Annotated in this window: 16 protein-coding genes; 8 read left to right on the top strand and 8 right to left on the bottom strand. The window is 70.3% G+C overall.

What is annotated here, in order from left to right:
* Positions 1-71 precede the first annotated feature (71 nt).
* Complete coding sequence (locus tag AB0L89_RS17560; RefSeq protein ID WP_365141522.1) at positions 72-1,409, bottom strand: MATE family efflux transporter; 1,338 nt, start codon at positions 1,407-1,409, stop codon at positions 72-74.
* A 460-nt stretch (positions 1,410-1,869) separates the two neighbouring features.
* Here AB0L89_RS17560 and dnaB point away from each other — a divergent pair, with 460 nt between their 5' ends.
* A complete protein-coding gene (gene dnaB / locus AB0L89_RS17565) occupies positions 1,870-3,345 on the top strand; it encodes a replicative DNA helicase (RefSeq protein WP_365141525.1) in 1,476 nt (491 codons plus the stop codon).
* 34 nt (positions 3,346-3,379) lie between these two features.
* On the opposite strand, the gene def is transcribed toward dnaB, so the two are convergent.
* Complete coding sequence (gene def, locus AB0L89_RS17570; protein ID WP_365141528.1) at positions 3,380-4,042, bottom strand: peptide deformylase; 663 nt, start codon at positions 4,040-4,042, stop codon at positions 3,380-3,382.
* Between the two features lie 58 nt (positions 4,043-4,100).
* Here def and AB0L89_RS17575 point away from each other — a divergent pair, with 58 nt between their 5' ends.
* Positions 4,101-4,694, top strand: coding sequence for a helix-turn-helix domain-containing protein (locus AB0L89_RS17575; protein ID WP_365141530.1), 594 nt, complete (start codon positions 4,101-4,103; stop codon positions 4,692-4,694).
* A 61-nt stretch (positions 4,695-4,755) separates the two neighbouring features.
* On the opposite strand, the gene AB0L89_RS17580 is transcribed toward AB0L89_RS17575, so the two are convergent.
* Entirely contained in the window at positions 4,756-5,709 is a 954-nt protein-coding gene (locus tag AB0L89_RS17580; RefSeq protein ID WP_365141533.1) for an SDR family NAD(P)-dependent oxidoreductase, read from the bottom strand.
* A 66-nt stretch (positions 5,710-5,775) separates the two neighbouring features.
* Between AB0L89_RS17580 and AB0L89_RS17585 the strand changes: the two genes are divergently transcribed.
* Complete coding sequence (locus AB0L89_RS17585) at positions 5,776-6,261, top strand: MerR family transcriptional regulator (RefSeq protein WP_365141536.1); 486 nt, start codon at positions 5,776-5,778, stop codon at positions 6,259-6,261.
* Between the two features lie 9 nt (positions 6,262-6,270).
* Positions 6,271-7,647 (top strand): serine hydrolase domain-containing protein, encoded by a 1,377-nt coding sequence (locus tag AB0L89_RS17590; RefSeq protein ID WP_365141539.1) that lies wholly within the window; start codon positions 6,271-6,273, stop codon positions 7,645-7,647.
* A 163-nt stretch (positions 7,648-7,810) separates the two neighbouring features.
* Here AB0L89_RS17590 and AB0L89_RS17595 read toward each other — a convergent pair whose 3' ends face one another.
* Both AB0L89_RS17595 and AB0L89_RS17600 read right to left on the bottom strand, forming a co-directional pair.
* On the bottom strand, positions 7,811-8,263 hold the full coding sequence (locus AB0L89_RS17595; RefSeq protein ID WP_365141542.1) for a GNAT family N-acetyltransferase: 453 nt from the start codon (positions 8,261-8,263) through the stop codon (positions 7,811-7,813).
* A gap of 53 nt (positions 8,264-8,316) precedes the next feature.
* A complete protein-coding gene (locus tag AB0L89_RS17600) occupies positions 8,317-8,775 on the bottom strand; it encodes a MarR family transcriptional regulator (RefSeq protein ID WP_365141545.1) in 459 nt (152 codons plus the stop codon).
* A gap of 139 nt (positions 8,776-8,914) precedes the next feature.
* Here AB0L89_RS17600 and AB0L89_RS17605 point away from each other — a divergent pair, with 139 nt between their 5' ends.
* A complete protein-coding gene (locus tag AB0L89_RS17605) occupies positions 8,915-10,123 on the top strand; it encodes an MFS transporter (RefSeq protein WP_365141548.1) in 1,209 nt (402 codons plus the stop codon).
* 95 nt (positions 10,124-10,218) lie between these two features.
* Complete coding sequence (locus AB0L89_RS17610; RefSeq protein ID WP_365141551.1) at positions 10,219-10,644, top strand: heme-binding protein; 426 nt, start codon at positions 10,219-10,221, stop codon at positions 10,642-10,644.
* Between the two features lie 82 nt (positions 10,645-10,726).
* Here the strand turns inward: AB0L89_RS17610 and AB0L89_RS17615 are convergent, their stop codons facing one another.
* Positions 10,727-11,596 (bottom strand): GNAT family N-acetyltransferase, encoded by an 870-nt coding sequence (locus AB0L89_RS17615; RefSeq protein WP_365141554.1) that lies wholly within the window; start codon positions 11,594-11,596, stop codon positions 10,727-10,729.
* A 5-nt stretch (positions 11,597-11,601) separates the two neighbouring features.
* On the bottom strand, positions 11,602-12,153 hold the full coding sequence (locus AB0L89_RS17620) for a DUF2269 domain-containing protein (RefSeq protein WP_365141557.1): 552 nt from the start codon (positions 12,151-12,153) through the stop codon (positions 11,602-11,604).
* Between the two features lie 76 nt (positions 12,154-12,229).
* Here AB0L89_RS17620 and AB0L89_RS17625 point away from each other — a divergent pair, with 76 nt between their 5' ends.
* Entirely contained in the window at positions 12,230-12,862 is a 633-nt protein-coding gene (locus AB0L89_RS17625) for a haloacid dehalogenase-like hydrolase (protein WP_365141560.1), read from the top strand.
* A 368-nt stretch (positions 12,863-13,230) separates the two neighbouring features.
* Positions 13,231-14,694 (top strand): globin domain-containing protein, encoded by a 1,464-nt coding sequence (locus AB0L89_RS17630; RefSeq protein ID WP_365141563.1) that lies wholly within the window; start codon positions 13,231-13,233, stop codon positions 14,692-14,694.
* 35 nt (positions 14,695-14,729) lie between these two features.
* Here AB0L89_RS17630 and AB0L89_RS17635 read toward each other — a convergent pair whose 3' ends face one another.
* Positions 14,730-15,212 (bottom strand): NUDIX hydrolase, encoded by a 483-nt coding sequence (locus tag AB0L89_RS17635; protein WP_365141565.1) that lies wholly within the window; start codon positions 15,210-15,212, stop codon positions 14,730-14,732.
* Between the last annotated feature and the right edge of the window lie 13 nt (positions 15,213-15,225).

Genomic DNA, 15,225 nt, shown 5'->3' on the forward strand with positions numbered 1-15,225 from the left:
TCCTCGTGAGAACTTCTGCTGTGGTTTCCGCCGCCGTTTCACGCTGTTTCACGTGAAACAGCGTGAAACGCTCAGCGCGTGGCGCCCGTGACGATCCAGCGGCCGGAGCGGGAGCGCAGCCACAGGGTCAGCATCCGGACCGCCATCATCAGCGTCATCGCCCCCCACACGGCCGTCAGACCCCCGCCGAGGCTCGGTACGAGCAGGGCGACCGGCGTGAAGACCGCCAGGGTGGCGAGCATGGCCCAGGCGAGATACGGACCGTCGCCCGCGCCCATCAGGACGCCGTCGAGGACGAAGACGACGCCGCAGACCGGCTGGGCGAGCGCCACCACCACGAGGGCGGGCAGTGCCGCGTCCTGGACGGCGGCATCACTCGTGAAGAGCGGGATGAACAGCGGCCTGGCGAGGACGACCAGCAGACCGAGGACGACGCCCGAGGCGACGCCCCACTGCACCATCCGCCGGCAGACGGCGCGTGCGCCGTCCGGATCGTCGGCGCCCAGATAGCGCCCGATGATCGCCTGCCCGGCGATGGCGATGGCGTCCAGGGCGAAGGCCAGCAGGCTCCACAGGGACAGGATGATCTGGTGGGCGGCCACGTCGGCGTCGCCGAGGCGGGCGGCGACGGCGGTCGCGATCATCAGGATGGCCCGCAGCGAGAGCGTACGGACCAGAAGGGGAACCCCGGCCTGGGCGGAGGCCCGGATGCCGGCGGCATCGGGGCGCAGCGAGGCGCCGTGCCGCCGGGCGCCGCGTACGACGACGAAGAGGTACACGGCGGCCATGCCGAACTGGGCGATGACGGTGCCCCAGGCGGAGCCGGCGATGCCGAGGTCCGCGCCGTAGACGAGGCCCACGTTGAGGACGCCGTTGGCGACGAAGCCGCCGATCGCGACGTACAGCGGGGTCCTGGTGTCCTGGAGGCCGCGCAGTACTCCGGTGGCGGCGAGCACCACGAGCATGGCGGGGATACCGAGGGAGGAGATCCGCAGATACGTGACGGCGTAGGGGGCAGCGGTGTCCGAGGCGCCGAAGAGTTCCACGAGCGCCGGCGCGGTGGGCAGGACGACGGCGATGACGGCGGCGCCGAGCAGCAGGGCGAGCCAGATGCCGTCCATGCCCTGGCGGATGGCGGCCTGGAGGTCGTCGGCGCCCACTCTGCGGGCGACGGCGGCCGTGGTGGCGTAGGCCAGGAAGACGAAGACGCTCACCGCGGTGGTGAGGAGGGCCGAGGCGACACCGAGGCCGGCCAGTTGGGCGGTGCCGAGGTGGCCGACGATGGCGCTGTCCGCCATGACGAAGAGGGGCTCGGCGACGAGTGCGCCGAAAGCGGGGACGGCGAGCGCGATGATCTCTCGGTCGTGTCTTCGCCGGGCGGCCTTGGGCGCCGCGGGAGCCTGTGTCATGGGCACCAATCTAATCTTCCACAGGTAAGAGATGCAATGTTCTTTGGACCCTTACCAGAGCTCTCGCCGGATGCTCCGCGGCGCGCCGTTTGCGTCGATCTTGGTCCGACTGGGAAAGTTTTTCTTCTGCACAGCCGGTGGATGGGAAAGTCGCAGGTCAGAGGGGATTTCTCGGACTGCCTGAGGGCTTGTTCACAGGGCTGTCCACCGGGCCGTGCACAGGTTTGGCGGGGTTCTCCACAGCATCGGGCCCGTCATCCACACCGCCTGTGGATAACCAGATTGGCTGACGGTGCCCACAGGCCTAACGTGGTCCGGCGCCCGCCTCGTCGTACGACCTCGGAAACCCAGCAAAACCGACGCGTCAGAACCGGAGTTGGGCCCCCTTATTTGTCAGTGTCGTGCCATAGGAAAGAGGGGCACGGCGAGGTCCGCTCGGCGGACGGGAGGAGGTGGCCCGGTGAGTATCTCCGAGCCTTTGGACGACCCCTGGGCCGACAGCGGTCCCAGTGATCGTCTGCCCGTCTCCCGCCAGCGCCGCGACGGTGGCCGGGGCGGCCGCGACGAGCAGCACGAGCGCGGCCGCGAGGGCGGGTGGGACGGCGGAGGTTCGTCCTTCGAGCGCGTTCCCCCGCAGGATCTCGACGCGGAGCAGTCGGTGCTCGGCGGCATGCTGCTGTCCAAGGACGCCATCGCCGATGTCGTGGAGGTCCTCAAGGGCCACGACTTCTACCGCCCCGCGCACGAGACGATCTACGCCTCGATCCTCGACCTGTACGCGAAGGGCGAGCCGGCCGACCCGATCACCGTGGCGGCCGAGCTGACCAAGCGCGGTGAGATCACCAAGGTCGGCGGCGCATCGTATCTGCACACCCTGGTCCAGACGGTCCCGACCGCGGCGAACGCCGAGTACTACGCGGAGATCGTCCACGAGCGCGCGGTCCTGCGCCGTCTCGTCGAGGCCGGTACCCGCATCACGCAGATGGGATACGCGGCCGACGGCGACGTCGACGAGATCGTCAACAGCGCCCAGGCCGAGATCTACGCGGTCACCGAGCAGCGCACCGCCGAGGACTACCTGCCGCTCGGCGACATCATGGAGGGCGCCCTCGACGAGATCGAGGCGATCGGCTCGCGGTCGGGGGAGATGACCGGCGTGCCGACCGGCTTCACCGACCTCGACCAGCTCACCAACGGTCTGCACCCGGGCCAGATGATCATCATCGCGGCCCGTCCCGCCATGGGTAAGTCGACACTGGCCCTCGACTTCGCGCGCGCCTGTTCGATCAAGCACAACATGCCGAGCGTGATCTTCTCGCTCGAAATGGGGCGCAACGAGATCGCGATGCGTCTGCTCTCCGCCGAGGCCCGGGTGGCGCTGCACCACATGCGCTCCGGCACGATGACCGACGAGGACTGGACCCGGCTCGCCCGGCGCATGCCGGACGTCTCGGCCGCGCCGCTCTACATCGACGACTCCCCGAACCTGTCGATGATGGAGATCCGCGCCAAGTGCCGTCGGCTCAAGCAGCGCAACGACCTGAAGCTCGTCGTCATCGACTATCTGCAGCTGATGCAGTCGGGCGGCAAGCGGTCCGAGAGCCGCCAGCAGGAGGTCTCCGACATGTCGCGAAACCTCAAGCTGCTGGCCAAGGAGCTGGAGCTCCCGGTGATCGCGCTGTCCCAGCTGAACCGTGGCCCCGAGCAGCGTACGGACAAGAAGCCGATGGTCTCCGACCTGCGTGAATCCGGCTCGATCGAGCAGGACGCGGACATGGTGATCCTGCTGCACCGCGAGGACGCCTACGAGAAGGAGTCGCCCCGCGCGGGCGAGGCGGACATCATCGTGGGCAAGCACCGTAACGGCCCGACGGCGACGATCACCGTCGCCTTCCAGGGCCACTACTCGCGCTTCGTGGACATGGCGCAGACCTGATCCGGGGCCGGACGGCTGCCCCGGCGGCGGATGCCTAGCCGGCCAGTTCGGCTGCCCTGCTCGCGCGCTGGGCGAAGACGTCGTCCTGGCGGCTGTCCATCTGTCGCAGGGCGTCCTTGCGGTCCCGCTTGGAGAGCCGGTCGAGGTAGGTGTGGCCGACGAGGTGGTCGAACTCGTGTTGCAGGCATCGGGCGAAGTAGCCCGTTCCCTCGACGACCACGGGTTTGCCGTCCTTGTCGGAGCCGCGGACGACGGCACGGTCGGTGCGGGGGACCTCCATGGTGGCGCCGGGGACGGACAGGCAGCCCTCGAAGTCGTCCAAGAGCCGCCGGTCGGCCGGATCGGGCAGCTCCAGAACGGGGTTGGCGATGTGGCCGACGTGCCGGATGCCCTGGTCGTCCGGGCAGTCGTAGACGAACAGGCGCAGATCGACGCCGACCTGGTTGGCGGCGAGACCGGCGCCGTCGGCCACGTACATGGTCAGGAACATGTCGTCGATCAGCGTCGACAGCTCCGCGGTACCGAACTCCGTCACGTCCCGGCAGGGGCGGCCCAGCACGTCCTCGCCCACCACGGTGATCCTGCGGACCGAGCCCCGTTCCGCCTCGGGCGGCAGGGTCGGGAAGCTGTCGACGGGGCTGCCCTGGACGCGGACTCGCCGGTCGACCGGACGGGATCCCTCGTGCTGAACAGACATGACTGCCTCCCCTTCGTCGTGCTTGCCAAGAGCTTTGCAAAGTAGCAGAGTTTGCAAAGTGACTGAAGATGATGTCAACCACCGCCCGGACTCCAGCGGCACTGGTGGCACCGGAGACGGCGAGCTGCGCGAGCACGAAGTCCGCACCGCCCTCCTGGGTCTGCTCGCCGAAGTCGGCACCGTCACAGCGACCGAAGCCGCCTCCCGGCTGGGCCACAGCTCTGGCCTCTGCTCCTTCCATCTGCGGCAGCTCGCGCGCCACGGGTTCATCGAGGAGGCGCCCCACAGCGGCGGCCGCGTACGGCCCTGGCGGCTGAAGCGGCACACTCCCGCCGACGGCGAGGCCGCGGCGGAGGCCGGGTTCGGCGACCTGGCCCGCGGACTCGAGGACGAGAGCTGGCAGCGGTGGCTGGCCCAGCGGGACGCGGCACCGGCCGAGTGGCGTCACGACGAGGCCTTCAGCGCCATCGCCTATCTGACCCCCGACGAGATGAGCCGGGTCGCGGACGCCGTCCGGCGGGCGCTCGCGCCCTACCAGGACCGCGAACAGCGCCCGCTGGCCCGGCCCGACGGGGCTCTGCCGGTCGCTCTCATCACCCGCCTGTTCCCCCTGCTGCCCCACTCGGCGGACGGCGCGGCGGAGCAGGACTGAACCACGCGCGTGGCGCGGCTCCAGGAAATCTGACGCGGGCCCGGGAAGCGGGTGCAGCGGCTCAGAACGCGCTGAGTCCGGTGAGTTCGCAGGAGAGGTCCCAGAGGCGGGACGCGGCGTCGGGATCGACGGCCCACGGCTTGACGCCGCCGATGAGCATGTCGTCGGTGGCGGCCGGTTCGGCGATGTCGCAGTCCTGGCAGTACGCCCCTCCGTGGCCGTCGAGGAGTGGCGACGTCGCCGCCCACACAGCCGTCGCCGCGCCCTGCTCAGGGGTCTTGAACCCGTCGGCGGGGGTGCCGTCCTCGGTCACCCAGCCCTGGGCGTGCCACTCCTCGCGGGGAATGTGGCGCTGCAGCGGCGTGAGGATGCTGCCGGGGTGCACGGCGAAGGCATGCAGGCCCTGCGCGGCGCCGAGTCGGTCGAGGTGGCGGGCGAAGAGGGCGTTGGCGGTCTTGGACTGGGCGTACGCCAGCCATCGGTCGTAGCCGGTACGGAAGTGGAGGTCGTCCCAGCGGATGTCCGACAGGAAGTGTCCGGAGGACGCGACGGCCACCACCCGGGCCCTGCCGGGGGTGAAGGCCGGCCGCAGGTGCTGGGTGAGCGCGAAGTGCCCGAGGTGGTTGATCGCGAAGTGCGCCTCCCAGCCCGGACCGAGACGGGACTCGGGGCAGGCCATCACGCCCGCGCCGTTGATGAGGACGTCGAGGGAGCGGCCGGTCTCCAGGAAGCGTCCGGAGAAGGTACGGACGCTGTCCAGGTCGGCCAGGTCGAGGGCGTGCACCTCGGTCCGCGGTATGCCGCGCAGGGCCTCTTCGGCGGTGTCGGGGCGGCGCGCCGGTACGACGACGTGCGCACCGGCGCGGACGAGCGCGCGGGTGGTCGCCAGCCCGAGGCCGGAGTATCCGCCGGTGACCAGGGCGGTGGTGCCCGTCAGGTCGATGCCGGCGAGGACGTCGTCGGCCGTGCTGCGGGCGCCGAAACCGGTGCCGAGCTTCCGCTGTGCTGTGATCATGTCCGCGACGCTAGGACCTAGACCGCGCGCTAGGTCAAGGGATCGGCACGGCCGTACGGTCGTGGCATGAGTGACAATGCGGCCGGTCCTGCCGGTGGAAGAGCGGGCGAGGGCGGTCTGCCCATAGGCAAGGTCGCCGAGGCGACCGGTCTGAGCGTGCACGCGCTGCGGTTCTTCGAGCGCGAGGGGCTCTTCCTGCGCGACATCCCGCGCTCCGGCGGCGGCCAGCGGGTCTATGAACAGGCGGATGTGGACTGGCTGTTGCTGTGCGGGCGGCTGCGCGACTCGGGGATGCCGATCGCCACGGTCAAGAGGTTCGCGGCGCTCGTCCGCTCGGGGCCCGGCAATGAGCGTGAACGGCTCGCGCTGCTCCAGGAGCACGAACGCGACGTACGCGCCAGGATCGACGACCTCAGCGCCTGCCTGGACGTCATCCAGGGGAAGGTCGCCGTCTACGAACAGCACGTGCGTGACGGCACGGCCGCCGGACTGTGGGCGCCGGTGTCGGGATCGCCGTCGAATTCGCTCGACCAACCGACGTCTCCCAGGTGAACTGGTCCCATGACGACACCCCATGAAGAGCTGCTCCCCACCACCCGCCGAGCCCTGCTGCACCGCATCGCCACCGCGCAGACGGAGGGCCGGGCCCCCTCGGTGGTCGCCTCGGTGGCCCGCGACGGTGAGCTGGTGTGGAGCGGCGGCCGCAGCATGGTGGACGGGCACGAGCCGGACGAGAACGTCCAGTACCGCATCGGTTCGATCACCAAGACCTTCACCGCCGTGCTGGTGATGCGGCTGCGGGACGAGGGGGTGCTGGACCTGGGTGATCCGCTGGAGAAGCATCTGCCGGGGACCGGCGCGGGCGAGGCCACCATCGCCGAACTCCTCGCGCACACGGGTGGGTTGGCGGCCGAGACGCCGGGCGAGTGGTGGGAGCGCACCCCCGGCACGACGCGCCCCGAGCTCGCCGACGTCCTCGGCGAGCACCCCTTCAAGCACCCCGTCGGCCGCCGCCACCACTACTCCAACCCCGGCTATACGTTGCTCGGATCGCTGGTGGAGGCCCTGCGGGGCGCCCCGTGGGAGGACGTGCTGCGCCGGGAGATCCTGGAGCCGCTGGGGCTGAGCCGTACGAGCGCGCAGCCCGAGGCCCCGCACGCGGGCGGCTGGGCCGTGCATCCCTGGGCGGACGTGATGATGCCGGAGCCCGTCGAGGACCTGGGCCTGATGGCTCCGGCCGGTCAGTTGTGGTCCACGACGGCGGACCTGGCGCGCTTCGCATGGTTCCTGGTGAAGGGCGACGACCGGGTCCTCGGCGCGGAGTCCGTGCGGGAGATGCGGACGCCCGCGGGACCCTCGCAGCCGGGGGAATGGGACAGGTCGTACGGCCTGGGCATGGACCTGCTGCGCTGGGAGGGGATCGGGCTGGCCGGGCACACCGGCTCGCTGCCGGGCTTCCTGGCTTCGCTGTGGGTGAGCGAGCAGGAAGGCGTCGCCGCGGTGGCCCTCGCCAACTGCACGTCCGGGCCGCTGATGGGGACGCTGGCCGCGGACCTGGTGAAGATCGTTGCCGAGGCCGAACCCCGTATCCCGGAGCCGTGGCGCCCGCTGCCCGAAGTCGACGAGAAGGTACTGGAGTTGACGGGTCCCTGGTACTGGGGGACCCAGGTGCTCGCGCTCCGGCTGACGGCCGACGGCGGAGTCGAGCTCGGCCCGCTCTCCGGTGCGGGACGCCAGGCCCGGTTCCGGTCCAATGGCGACGGTACGTGGACGGGGCTCAACGGCTACTACGCGGGCGAGCTGTTGCGGGCGGTACGGCGGCCGGACGGTTCGGTGAGCCACCTCGACCTGGGGTCGTTCGTCTTCACCCGCGAGCCGTACGACGCGGGGGCGCCGGTTCCGGGCGGGGTGGACCCGCAGGGGTGGCGCGGCTTCTAGCGGCGGAACGGGATCCCACTGGAGGGGGCTCGCCAGAGCGGTTTCGCTGGAGGGGTCTACCTGGAGGGATCTACCTGGAGGGGCTGTTTCACGTGAAACAGCCCCTCCACCACATCGGCCGAGCCCATCAACCGCGGCCACGGAAGCGCCGCGCACCGCCCTCTCAGAGCTGCAGCTTGAAGCCCACGTGCGACGCCTCGAACCCGAGCCGCTCGTAGAAGCGGTGGGCGTCGGTGCGGGTGGCGTCGGAGGTCAGCTGCACCAACTGGCAGTTCTGGCGACGGGATTCCTCGACGGCCCACTCGATGAACCGCGTGCCGAGCCCGCTGCCGCGCTCATCGGCGTGGACGCGCACGCCCTCGATGATCGACCGCGTGGAGCCCTTCCGGGAGAGCCCCGGAACGATCGTGAGCTGGAGCGTGCCGACGACACGGCCCTCGCGTACGGCGACGACCAGATGCTGGTTCGGGTCGCCGGCCAGCCGCTCGAACGCGGTGACGTACGGAGTGAGGTCGTCCGGCGACTCACGTGCGGCGCCCAGCGGGTCGTCGGCGAGCATGCCCACGATGGCGGGCAGATCCTCGGTGACGGCAGGACGTATTTCAAGATCTCCCATGGCCGCAGCTTATGCGGACCGGCCGCTCCGAGGGCAGGTGCCCGTGGGCATTCCTAGGCGGGCACGCGCAGTGTCTCGACGGCCTTGACCAGCGGCGCGAGCTCCGGGTTCTGCGCGGCCTCGTCGAGGGCCTCGCGCAGGGCGGCGTCGTTGGTGGGGCGGGCCTGGTCGAGCAGTGCGGTGCCGGCCGCGCTCACGTCCGTGTAGATGCCGCGCCGGTCGGTCGGGCACAGGTAGCGGGACAGCAGTCCGCGCTCCTCGAGGCGGGTGACCAGGCGCGTGGTCGCGCTCTGGCTGAGCACCACGGCGTCGGCGACCTGCTTCATCTGCAGGTGGCCGCCCTCTCCGTCGTGCTGACGGTTGAGGACGTCGAGGAGGCTGTACTCGCGCACGCTCAGGCCGTGCTTGGCCTGGAGAGCGCGCTCTACATGGGCCTCGATCTTCCCGTGGAGCAGGGAGAGCGCGCACCAGCTCTGTGCGAGCGCGGTCAGCGCGGGGTCTGTCGCTGTCATGGCTGTTGTTCCTCCGTCCCGGAGCGGCTGCACCCAGAGTAATCCACCGGTGCAATATCCGGCGCTTGCAATTAACCAGCGCGTGCAACTATTGTGGACGCACGCTAAGCGCACCTGCAACCGTCTGGAAGGTAGATCCATGCCTCTCGCGCTTCTGGCCCTCGCGATCGGGGCTTTCGGAATCGGAACCACCGAGTTCGTGATCATGGGACTGCTCCCCGAGGTCGCGGGTGACTTCGGCGTCTCCATCCCCACGGCCGGCTTCCTCGTGACCGGCTATGCCCTCGGCGTCGTGCTCGGCGCCCCCCTGATGACCGCCCTCGGCACGCGCGTCTCCCGCAAGCGGATGCTGATGCTGCTGATGGGACTCTTCATCGTCGGCAACCTGCTCTCCGCCGTGGCCCCGGCCTTCGGCGTGATGCTGGCGGGCCGCATCGTCGCCTCGCTCGCCCACGGCGCCTTCTTCGGCATCGGCTCGGTCGTCGCGGCCGAACTGGTGGCACCGGAGAAGAAGGCGGGGGCCATCGCCATGATGTTCTCGGGCCTCACGGTCGCCAACGTCATCGGTGTGCCGCTCGGCACCTTCGTCGGCCAGGCCATCGGCTGGCGGATCACCTTCGTGATCGTCGCCGCCCTCGGCGTCCTCGGCCTCGCCGGTGTCGCCAAGCTCGTGCCGGACCTGCCCAAGCCCGAAGGCGTACGGCTGCGCGACGAGATCGGCGCCTTCCGCAACGTACAGGTGTTGCTCGCCATGGCGATGACGGTCCTCGGCTTCGGCGGTGTCTTCGCGGCCATCACCTACATCACGCCGATGATGACCGACGTCGCCGGCTACGCGGACTCCTCCGTCACCTGGCTGCTCGTCCTCTTCGGCCTCGGCATGGTCGGCGGCAACCTCGTCGGCGGCCGGTTCGCGGACCGCGCCCTGATGCCGATGCTGTACGTGTCACTGGGCTCCCTCGCCCTGGTGCTCGCCCTGTTCACCCTCACCGCGCACAACAAGATCGCCGCCGCCGTCACGGTCATGCTGATCGGGGCCCTGGGCTTCGCGACCGTGCCGCCGCTGCAGAAGCGGGTCCTGGACTACGCCTCGGGCGCCCCGACGCTCGCCTCCGCGGTCAACATCGGCGCCTTCAACCTGGGCAACGCGCTGTCGGCCTGGCTGGGCGGGCTCGTCATCTCCGCAGGCCTCGGCTACACCGCCCCGAACTGGGTCGGCGCGGTCCTCGCCGCCTCCGCCCTCGTCCTGGCCCTCGTCTCGGCCGCCCTGGAGCGCCACTCCAGCGCTTCGAGCCTGGTCGTGACCGGTGCGGCGCCCGTCGAGCGGGCCACCCCGGTCCACCACTGACCTCCCGGCTCCCCCGCACCGGGCTCCTGGCCCCCACTGACCTCCTGAATCACCTCCGTTCCACCACAGCACCACCCCTCAAGGAGAAACCCCTCATGAGCACCACCACCGCTGCCGTCGCCCCACTGACCATCGAGGACGCCGAGGCACTGGTCACCACTGCCCGTCGCGCGGCCGAGGAAGCCGGTGTCACGGTCAGCGTCACCGTCCTCGACGCGGGCGGCCACCTCCTCGCCTTCCGGCGCGACGACCGGGCCGTGCTGATCTCCGGCGAGACCAGCACGCGCAAGGCCTACACCGCCCTCCAGCTGAACGCCCCGACCGCCGACCTCGTCGACGCGGTACAGCCCGGCGGTCTCTTCCACACCCTGCCCACCGCCCTCGACCGGCCGCTGCTCTTCATCGCGGGCGGCATACCGGTCCACCGCGACGGCCGTCTGATCGGTGCGATCGGCGTCGGTGGCGGTGCTCCGGAGCAGGACCACGGCTTCGCGACGGCGGCCGTGGAGGCTCTCGCGTAACGCCTGCGAAAGGCGCACCGGCGACGCATGCGAAAGGCCCGCTCCCTTCGGGGGGCGGGCCTTTCGAGGTGCGGCGGCGGGGTCAGCCGGCCGCGACCGTGAGCGGTGCGAAGCGGCGGGTCCAGTCGCCGGGCAGCTCCGGAGTGCCGTACGCCATCACGGAGTTGAAGGCGACGGACTCGAGACCGTTCTCCTTCACCCATGCCAGGAGCTCTTCGTGCCGTACGTCGATGTCCGTGCGCAGCGGACGGTGGGTGTGGGCGGCGAGCGAGGCGACGAGGGCCTTCGCGGTCTCGGTGTCGCGGGCGATGAGCGGGCCCACGACATGGGTCTCCATGTTCGGCCAGGCGCCCGCGTAGCCGATGATCTCGCCGCCGGCCTCCGCGACCCGGAGCTGGTCGGTGAAGGCGGGCAGCCGGGCGATCACGTGCGTGCGGTCCTGGCCGAAGACCTCGGTGTCGAGCCGGAGGATGCCGGTCAGGTCCTCCGCGGTGGCGGCCCGGGTGGCGACATCGGGCAGCGGGCCGGTCGGGGCGAAGCGGCCCCGGACCATCTCGGCGCGGCCGATCGTCTTGAAGCCGAGCTGCTCGTAGAGCGGGCGGCCGTTCGGGGTGGCGTGGAGCGTGAGCGGGGTGGTGGCCGACTCTTCGACGGCGTGCTGCATCAGGCGGCGGCCGATGCCCCGGCGGGCGTATCGCTCGGCGACGAGGACCATGCCGATCGCCGCCAGACCGGGGCGTTCCTGAGGGCCGTACCGGGTCACGACATAGGCACCGATCAGGCCGTTGCCGTCGGGGTCGTCGATGCCGTAGCCCGTTCCGGCCGAGAGCAGCAGGCCCCACTTGTGTTCCTCGCGGGGCCAGTCCCGGTCATCGGACAGGTCGGCGCAGGCCTTCAGATCGCGGGGGGTGAGCCGGCGGATGGGCAGTGCGGAGAGGGAAGGTGTCGACACCCGGGTCAGGCTGTCTGACGTACGTCCTCGGCGTCCACCCGTTTGTGGGCAGAAGCACGTTGCTTTTCGCCGCGTTGCTTCCGCCCGCGCCGGGTGAGCCCCCAGGGCTTGAGCACCGAGATGACCGTCATGAAGAGATAGGCGCTGAGCGAGACGATGGGGCCTGCGATCAGGCCGCTCGGATCCGTCAGGGGGTCGCCTGCCGCCACGGTCGCGGCCGTGGCGTCGACGCCTGGGCGCAGCGAGAAGGCAGACGCGACGGTGGTGGCCAGCGTCAGCCAGAACTTCGCATAGACCCAGCGATGCCTGGCCAGCCCCCAGGGCGTGCCCAGGGACAGCAGCAGTCCGCTCAGCAGGGTGAGCAGAGCTAGGGGGAGTACCAGCCAGTCCGTGAAGACCTTCATCGAGCGGACGGAGGCCTCGATGCTCCCGGGGGATTCCGTCGTGACCGCGGGCAGGGCGAGAGCGAGCAGCCCGAGCGTGAGCCCGAGCCAGCCGGCTGCGCCGACGACATGGACAACCAGGGTGGCCCGACGTGCGGGGCGGCTTAGTTTCACGTGAAACACGGTGCCAAGCAGAGTCGACAGGGGCGTCTGACAGCGGGAGTAACCGCGGGTACTAGCCTCGGCGTACATGGCACGCCTACATCTCTTCGACATGGACGGAACGCTGCTGCACGGCACTGCGGCGCCCGTGGAGATCTCCCGGCAGCTCGGCCTGGACCAGGAGATCGCCGAGCTGGAGCGGGACTTCGTGGCGGGGCACATCGACTCGCCGACGTATGCGGTGCGGGTGCATGCGCTGTGGGCGGACCTCACGGACGCGCAGGTGACGGCGGCCTTCGAGGGGGCGCCCTGGCTGTCCGGCATCCGGGACACCTGGGCCGAGATCCGTGAGGGCGGTGACTATTGCGCGGTGGTGTCCCTGTCTCCGTCCTTCTTCGTGGAGCGGCTCCTCGGGTGGGGCGCGCATGCCGCGCACGGGTCGCTCTTCCCGGCCGTGCCGTTCACCGAGCCCGTCGATCCGACGGGCATCCTCGACCCGGCGGCCAAGGTGAAGATCGCGAACCGGCTCTGTGAAGAGTTCGGGGTGGGCCTGGGCGATTGCGTCGCGTACGGCGACTCGTTTTCCGACCTCGACTTGTTCGGTGCCGTGCCGGTTTCCGTGGCCGTCAATGCGGACCAACGGCTGGTGGGAGTGGCCACCCACTCCTATGTCGGGCGGGATCTGCGTAAGGCGTACGAATTGGTGCGGCACGCCCGGTAATTGAGGCAATGGGCAGTCCGGCGCATTGAATTCAGGGTGAAGGGAAGGGGGGCTTGTGTGCCCGGCGCCTGCCGGTATGGTCGACTCCGATTCGAGCCGGGTGCGCTTCTTCGCACTCTGGGGGGCACAACGCAGGTCAATGAAGCCTAACGGGCCCAAGAGATCCAGAACCCGTACTTCTCGTAATACGACCGGCGCGTCGGCGGTGAATGGGATGCTGCAGTGAGGGACTGCGGCCAATGTCACATTCTCTACCTACTTGTCCGTAGGGTCCCGGAACCCGAGGTTCAATGTGGCCGTATCGGCCATCGAGGCAGAGCGAGGAAAGCAGGCAGCTTCCGACCGGAAGTGCGCAGACCGACCGAGAGATGTTCGAGGCGAGGCACAGCATGGAGGCTCCGACCACCACGTCGGCGGACGACGGCACTGCCGGTGACGGGGGCGGCTGGTTCACCCCGCGCAGGCCGTCCCAGCGGCAGGAGGAGGGCGTTCCGCGGCAGTCCGGCGCATCCAGGCCCGGCCCCGAGCCCGCACCCGCACACGAGCGCGCCGGCGAGCGAATAGCCGCCCCGGCGACCGCGCCGACCGTGACCGCCGAGGGGCCCGCACCGAGCGCCGCGACCGCGAGGAGCGCACCGCCCGCGGTGCCCACCGAGACTGCCCCGGCACCGGCACCGGCCCCGTCGCCCGCGCCCGTCCCGCAAGCGGAGCCGTCGGCGAAGGCCTCCCCCGACGCCGTCCTGGTGCAGCGCACGATGGCCGAGGTCGGCCCTGTGGCCGACAAGGTCACCTCGTACTTCTACGCGCTGCTCTTCACCCGCCATCCCGATCTGCGCGCCCTGTTCCCCGCGGCGATGGACACCCAGCGGGACCGGCTCCTCAAGGCTCTGCTGACCGCGGCCGAGCACATCGACGACACCGCCGTGCTCGTCTCGTACCTGAAGAACCTCGGCCGCGGACACCGCAAGTACGGCACTCGGCCCGAGCACTATCCGGCCGTCGGTGAGTGCCTGATCGGCTCCTTGAGCCGGTACGCGAGCGCCGTCTGGGACGAGGAGACCGAGGCCGCCTGGGTCCGGACGTACACCACCATCTCCCAGGTCATGATCGACGCGGCCGCCGAGGACGAACTGCGTGCCCCCGCCTGGTGGTACGCCGAGGTCGTCTCGCACGACCTCAGGACCCCGGACATAGCCGTCGTCACGGTCCGTCCCGATCAGCCGTACCCGTTCCTCGCCGGGCAGTACACCAGCCTGGAGACGCCCTGGTGGCCGCGGATATGGCGGCACTACTCCTTCGCGTCGGCACCCCGCTCCGACGGGCTGCTGTCCTTCCACGTCAAGGCCGTGCCGGCCGGCTGGGTCTCCAATGCCCTGGTGCACCACGCCCGTCCCGGCGACGTCCTGCGGCTCGGCCCACCCTCCGGTTCGATGACCGTCGACCACACCACCGACAGCGGCCTGCTCTGTCTGGGCGGCGGCACCGGCATCGCACCCATCAAGGCCCTGGTCGAGGACGTCGCCGAGCACGGCAGACGGCGCCCCGTCGAGGTGTTCTACGGCGCTCGCACCGATCACGACCTGTACGACATCGACACGATGCTGCGGCTCCAGCAGAGCCACCCCTGGCTCGCCGTCCGCCCGATCGTCGACCAGCAGGCCCAACTGCCGGACGCCGTGCGCGAGTACGGCCCCTGGAACGAGTACGACGCGTACCTATCGGGACCGCCCGGCATGATCCGCAGTGGCGTGGACGCCCTGCGCGACGTCGGCATCCCTGAGGGAAGGATTCGCCACGACTCCGTCGAGGACCTGGTGGCGCACGGAAGCTGACGAAGCGAGACGAGGGCAGGCTCCGTGAGGAGAGCTCAGCCCAGGTCGGGGGCGTGCATCGCGCGTACGCCCTCGATGTTGCCGTCGAGGTAGTGCCGCAGCGACAGCGGTACGAGATGGACCGAGGCGATGCCGACCCGGGTGAAGGGCACGTGCACGATCTCGTACTCGCCGCACGGCTCCTCGATCTCGGGGCCGTGCCGCAGGCCGGTGTTCATGGACTCCAGGCGGCAGACGAAGAAGTGCTGCACCTTCACACCGGTGGCCCCGCCGTCCTCACCGATGTGCTCCACGGTGTCGACGAAACAGGGCACGACGTCGGTGACCTTGGCGCCGAGCTCCTCGTGGACCTCGCGGTGCAGCGCGTCGACGACGGTGGCGTCCTCGGGCTCCACTCCACCGCCCGGGGTGACCCAGTACGGATCGACGCCGGGCTTGGTCCGCTTGATCAGGATCAGGTCGTCTCCGTCCAGCAGGACGGCACGTGCGGTGCGCTTGACCACGGGTCGGACGGTCATGGGTGAAATGTGG

The organism is Streptomyces sp. NPDC052114, from assembly GCF_040680155.1.
Classification (GTDB): domain Bacteria; phylum Actinomycetota; class Actinomycetes; order Streptomycetales; family Streptomycetaceae; genus Streptomyces.

Coding starts and splice junctions, on each gene's coding strand:
- AB0L89_RS17635 (WP_365141565.1), bottom strand. CDS start 15,212: ATGACCGTCCGACCCGTGGTCAAGCGCACCGCACGTGCCGTCCTGCTG.
- AB0L89_RS17580 (WP_365141533.1), bottom strand. CDS start 5,709: ATGATCACAGCACAGCGGAAGCTCGGCACCGGTTTCGGCGCCCGCAGC.
- AB0L89_RS17605 (WP_365141548.1), top strand. CDS start 8,915: ATGCCTCTCGCGCTTCTGGCCCTCGCGATCGGGGCTTTCGGAATCGGA.
- def (WP_365141528.1), bottom strand. CDS start 4,042: ATGTCTGTTCAGCACGAGGGATCCCGTCCGGTCGACCGGCGAGTCCGC.
- AB0L89_RS17590 (WP_365141539.1), top strand. CDS start 6,271: ATGACGACACCCCATGAAGAGCTGCTCCCCACCACCCGCCGAGCCCTG.
- AB0L89_RS17585 (WP_365141536.1), top strand. CDS start 5,776: ATGAGTGACAATGCGGCCGGTCCTGCCGGTGGAAGAGCGGGCGAGGGC.
- AB0L89_RS17630 (WP_365141563.1), top strand. CDS start 13,231: ATGTTCGAGGCGAGGCACAGCATGGAGGCTCCGACCACCACGTCGGCG.
- AB0L89_RS17560 (WP_365141522.1), bottom strand. CDS start 1,409: ATGACACAGGCTCCCGCGGCGCCCAAGGCCGCCCGGCGAAGACACGAC.
- AB0L89_RS17600 (WP_365141545.1), bottom strand. CDS start 8,775: ATGACAGCGACAGACCCCGCGCTGACCGCGCTCGCACAGAGCTGGTGC.
- AB0L89_RS17595 (WP_365141542.1), bottom strand. CDS start 8,263: ATGGGAGATCTTGAAATACGTCCTGCCGTCACCGAGGATCTGCCCGCC.
- AB0L89_RS17625 (WP_365141560.1), top strand. CDS start 12,230: ATGGCACGCCTACATCTCTTCGACATGGACGGAACGCTGCTGCACGGC.
- AB0L89_RS17610 (WP_365141551.1), top strand. CDS start 10,219: ATGAGCACCACCACCGCTGCCGTCGCCCCACTGACCATCGAGGACGCC.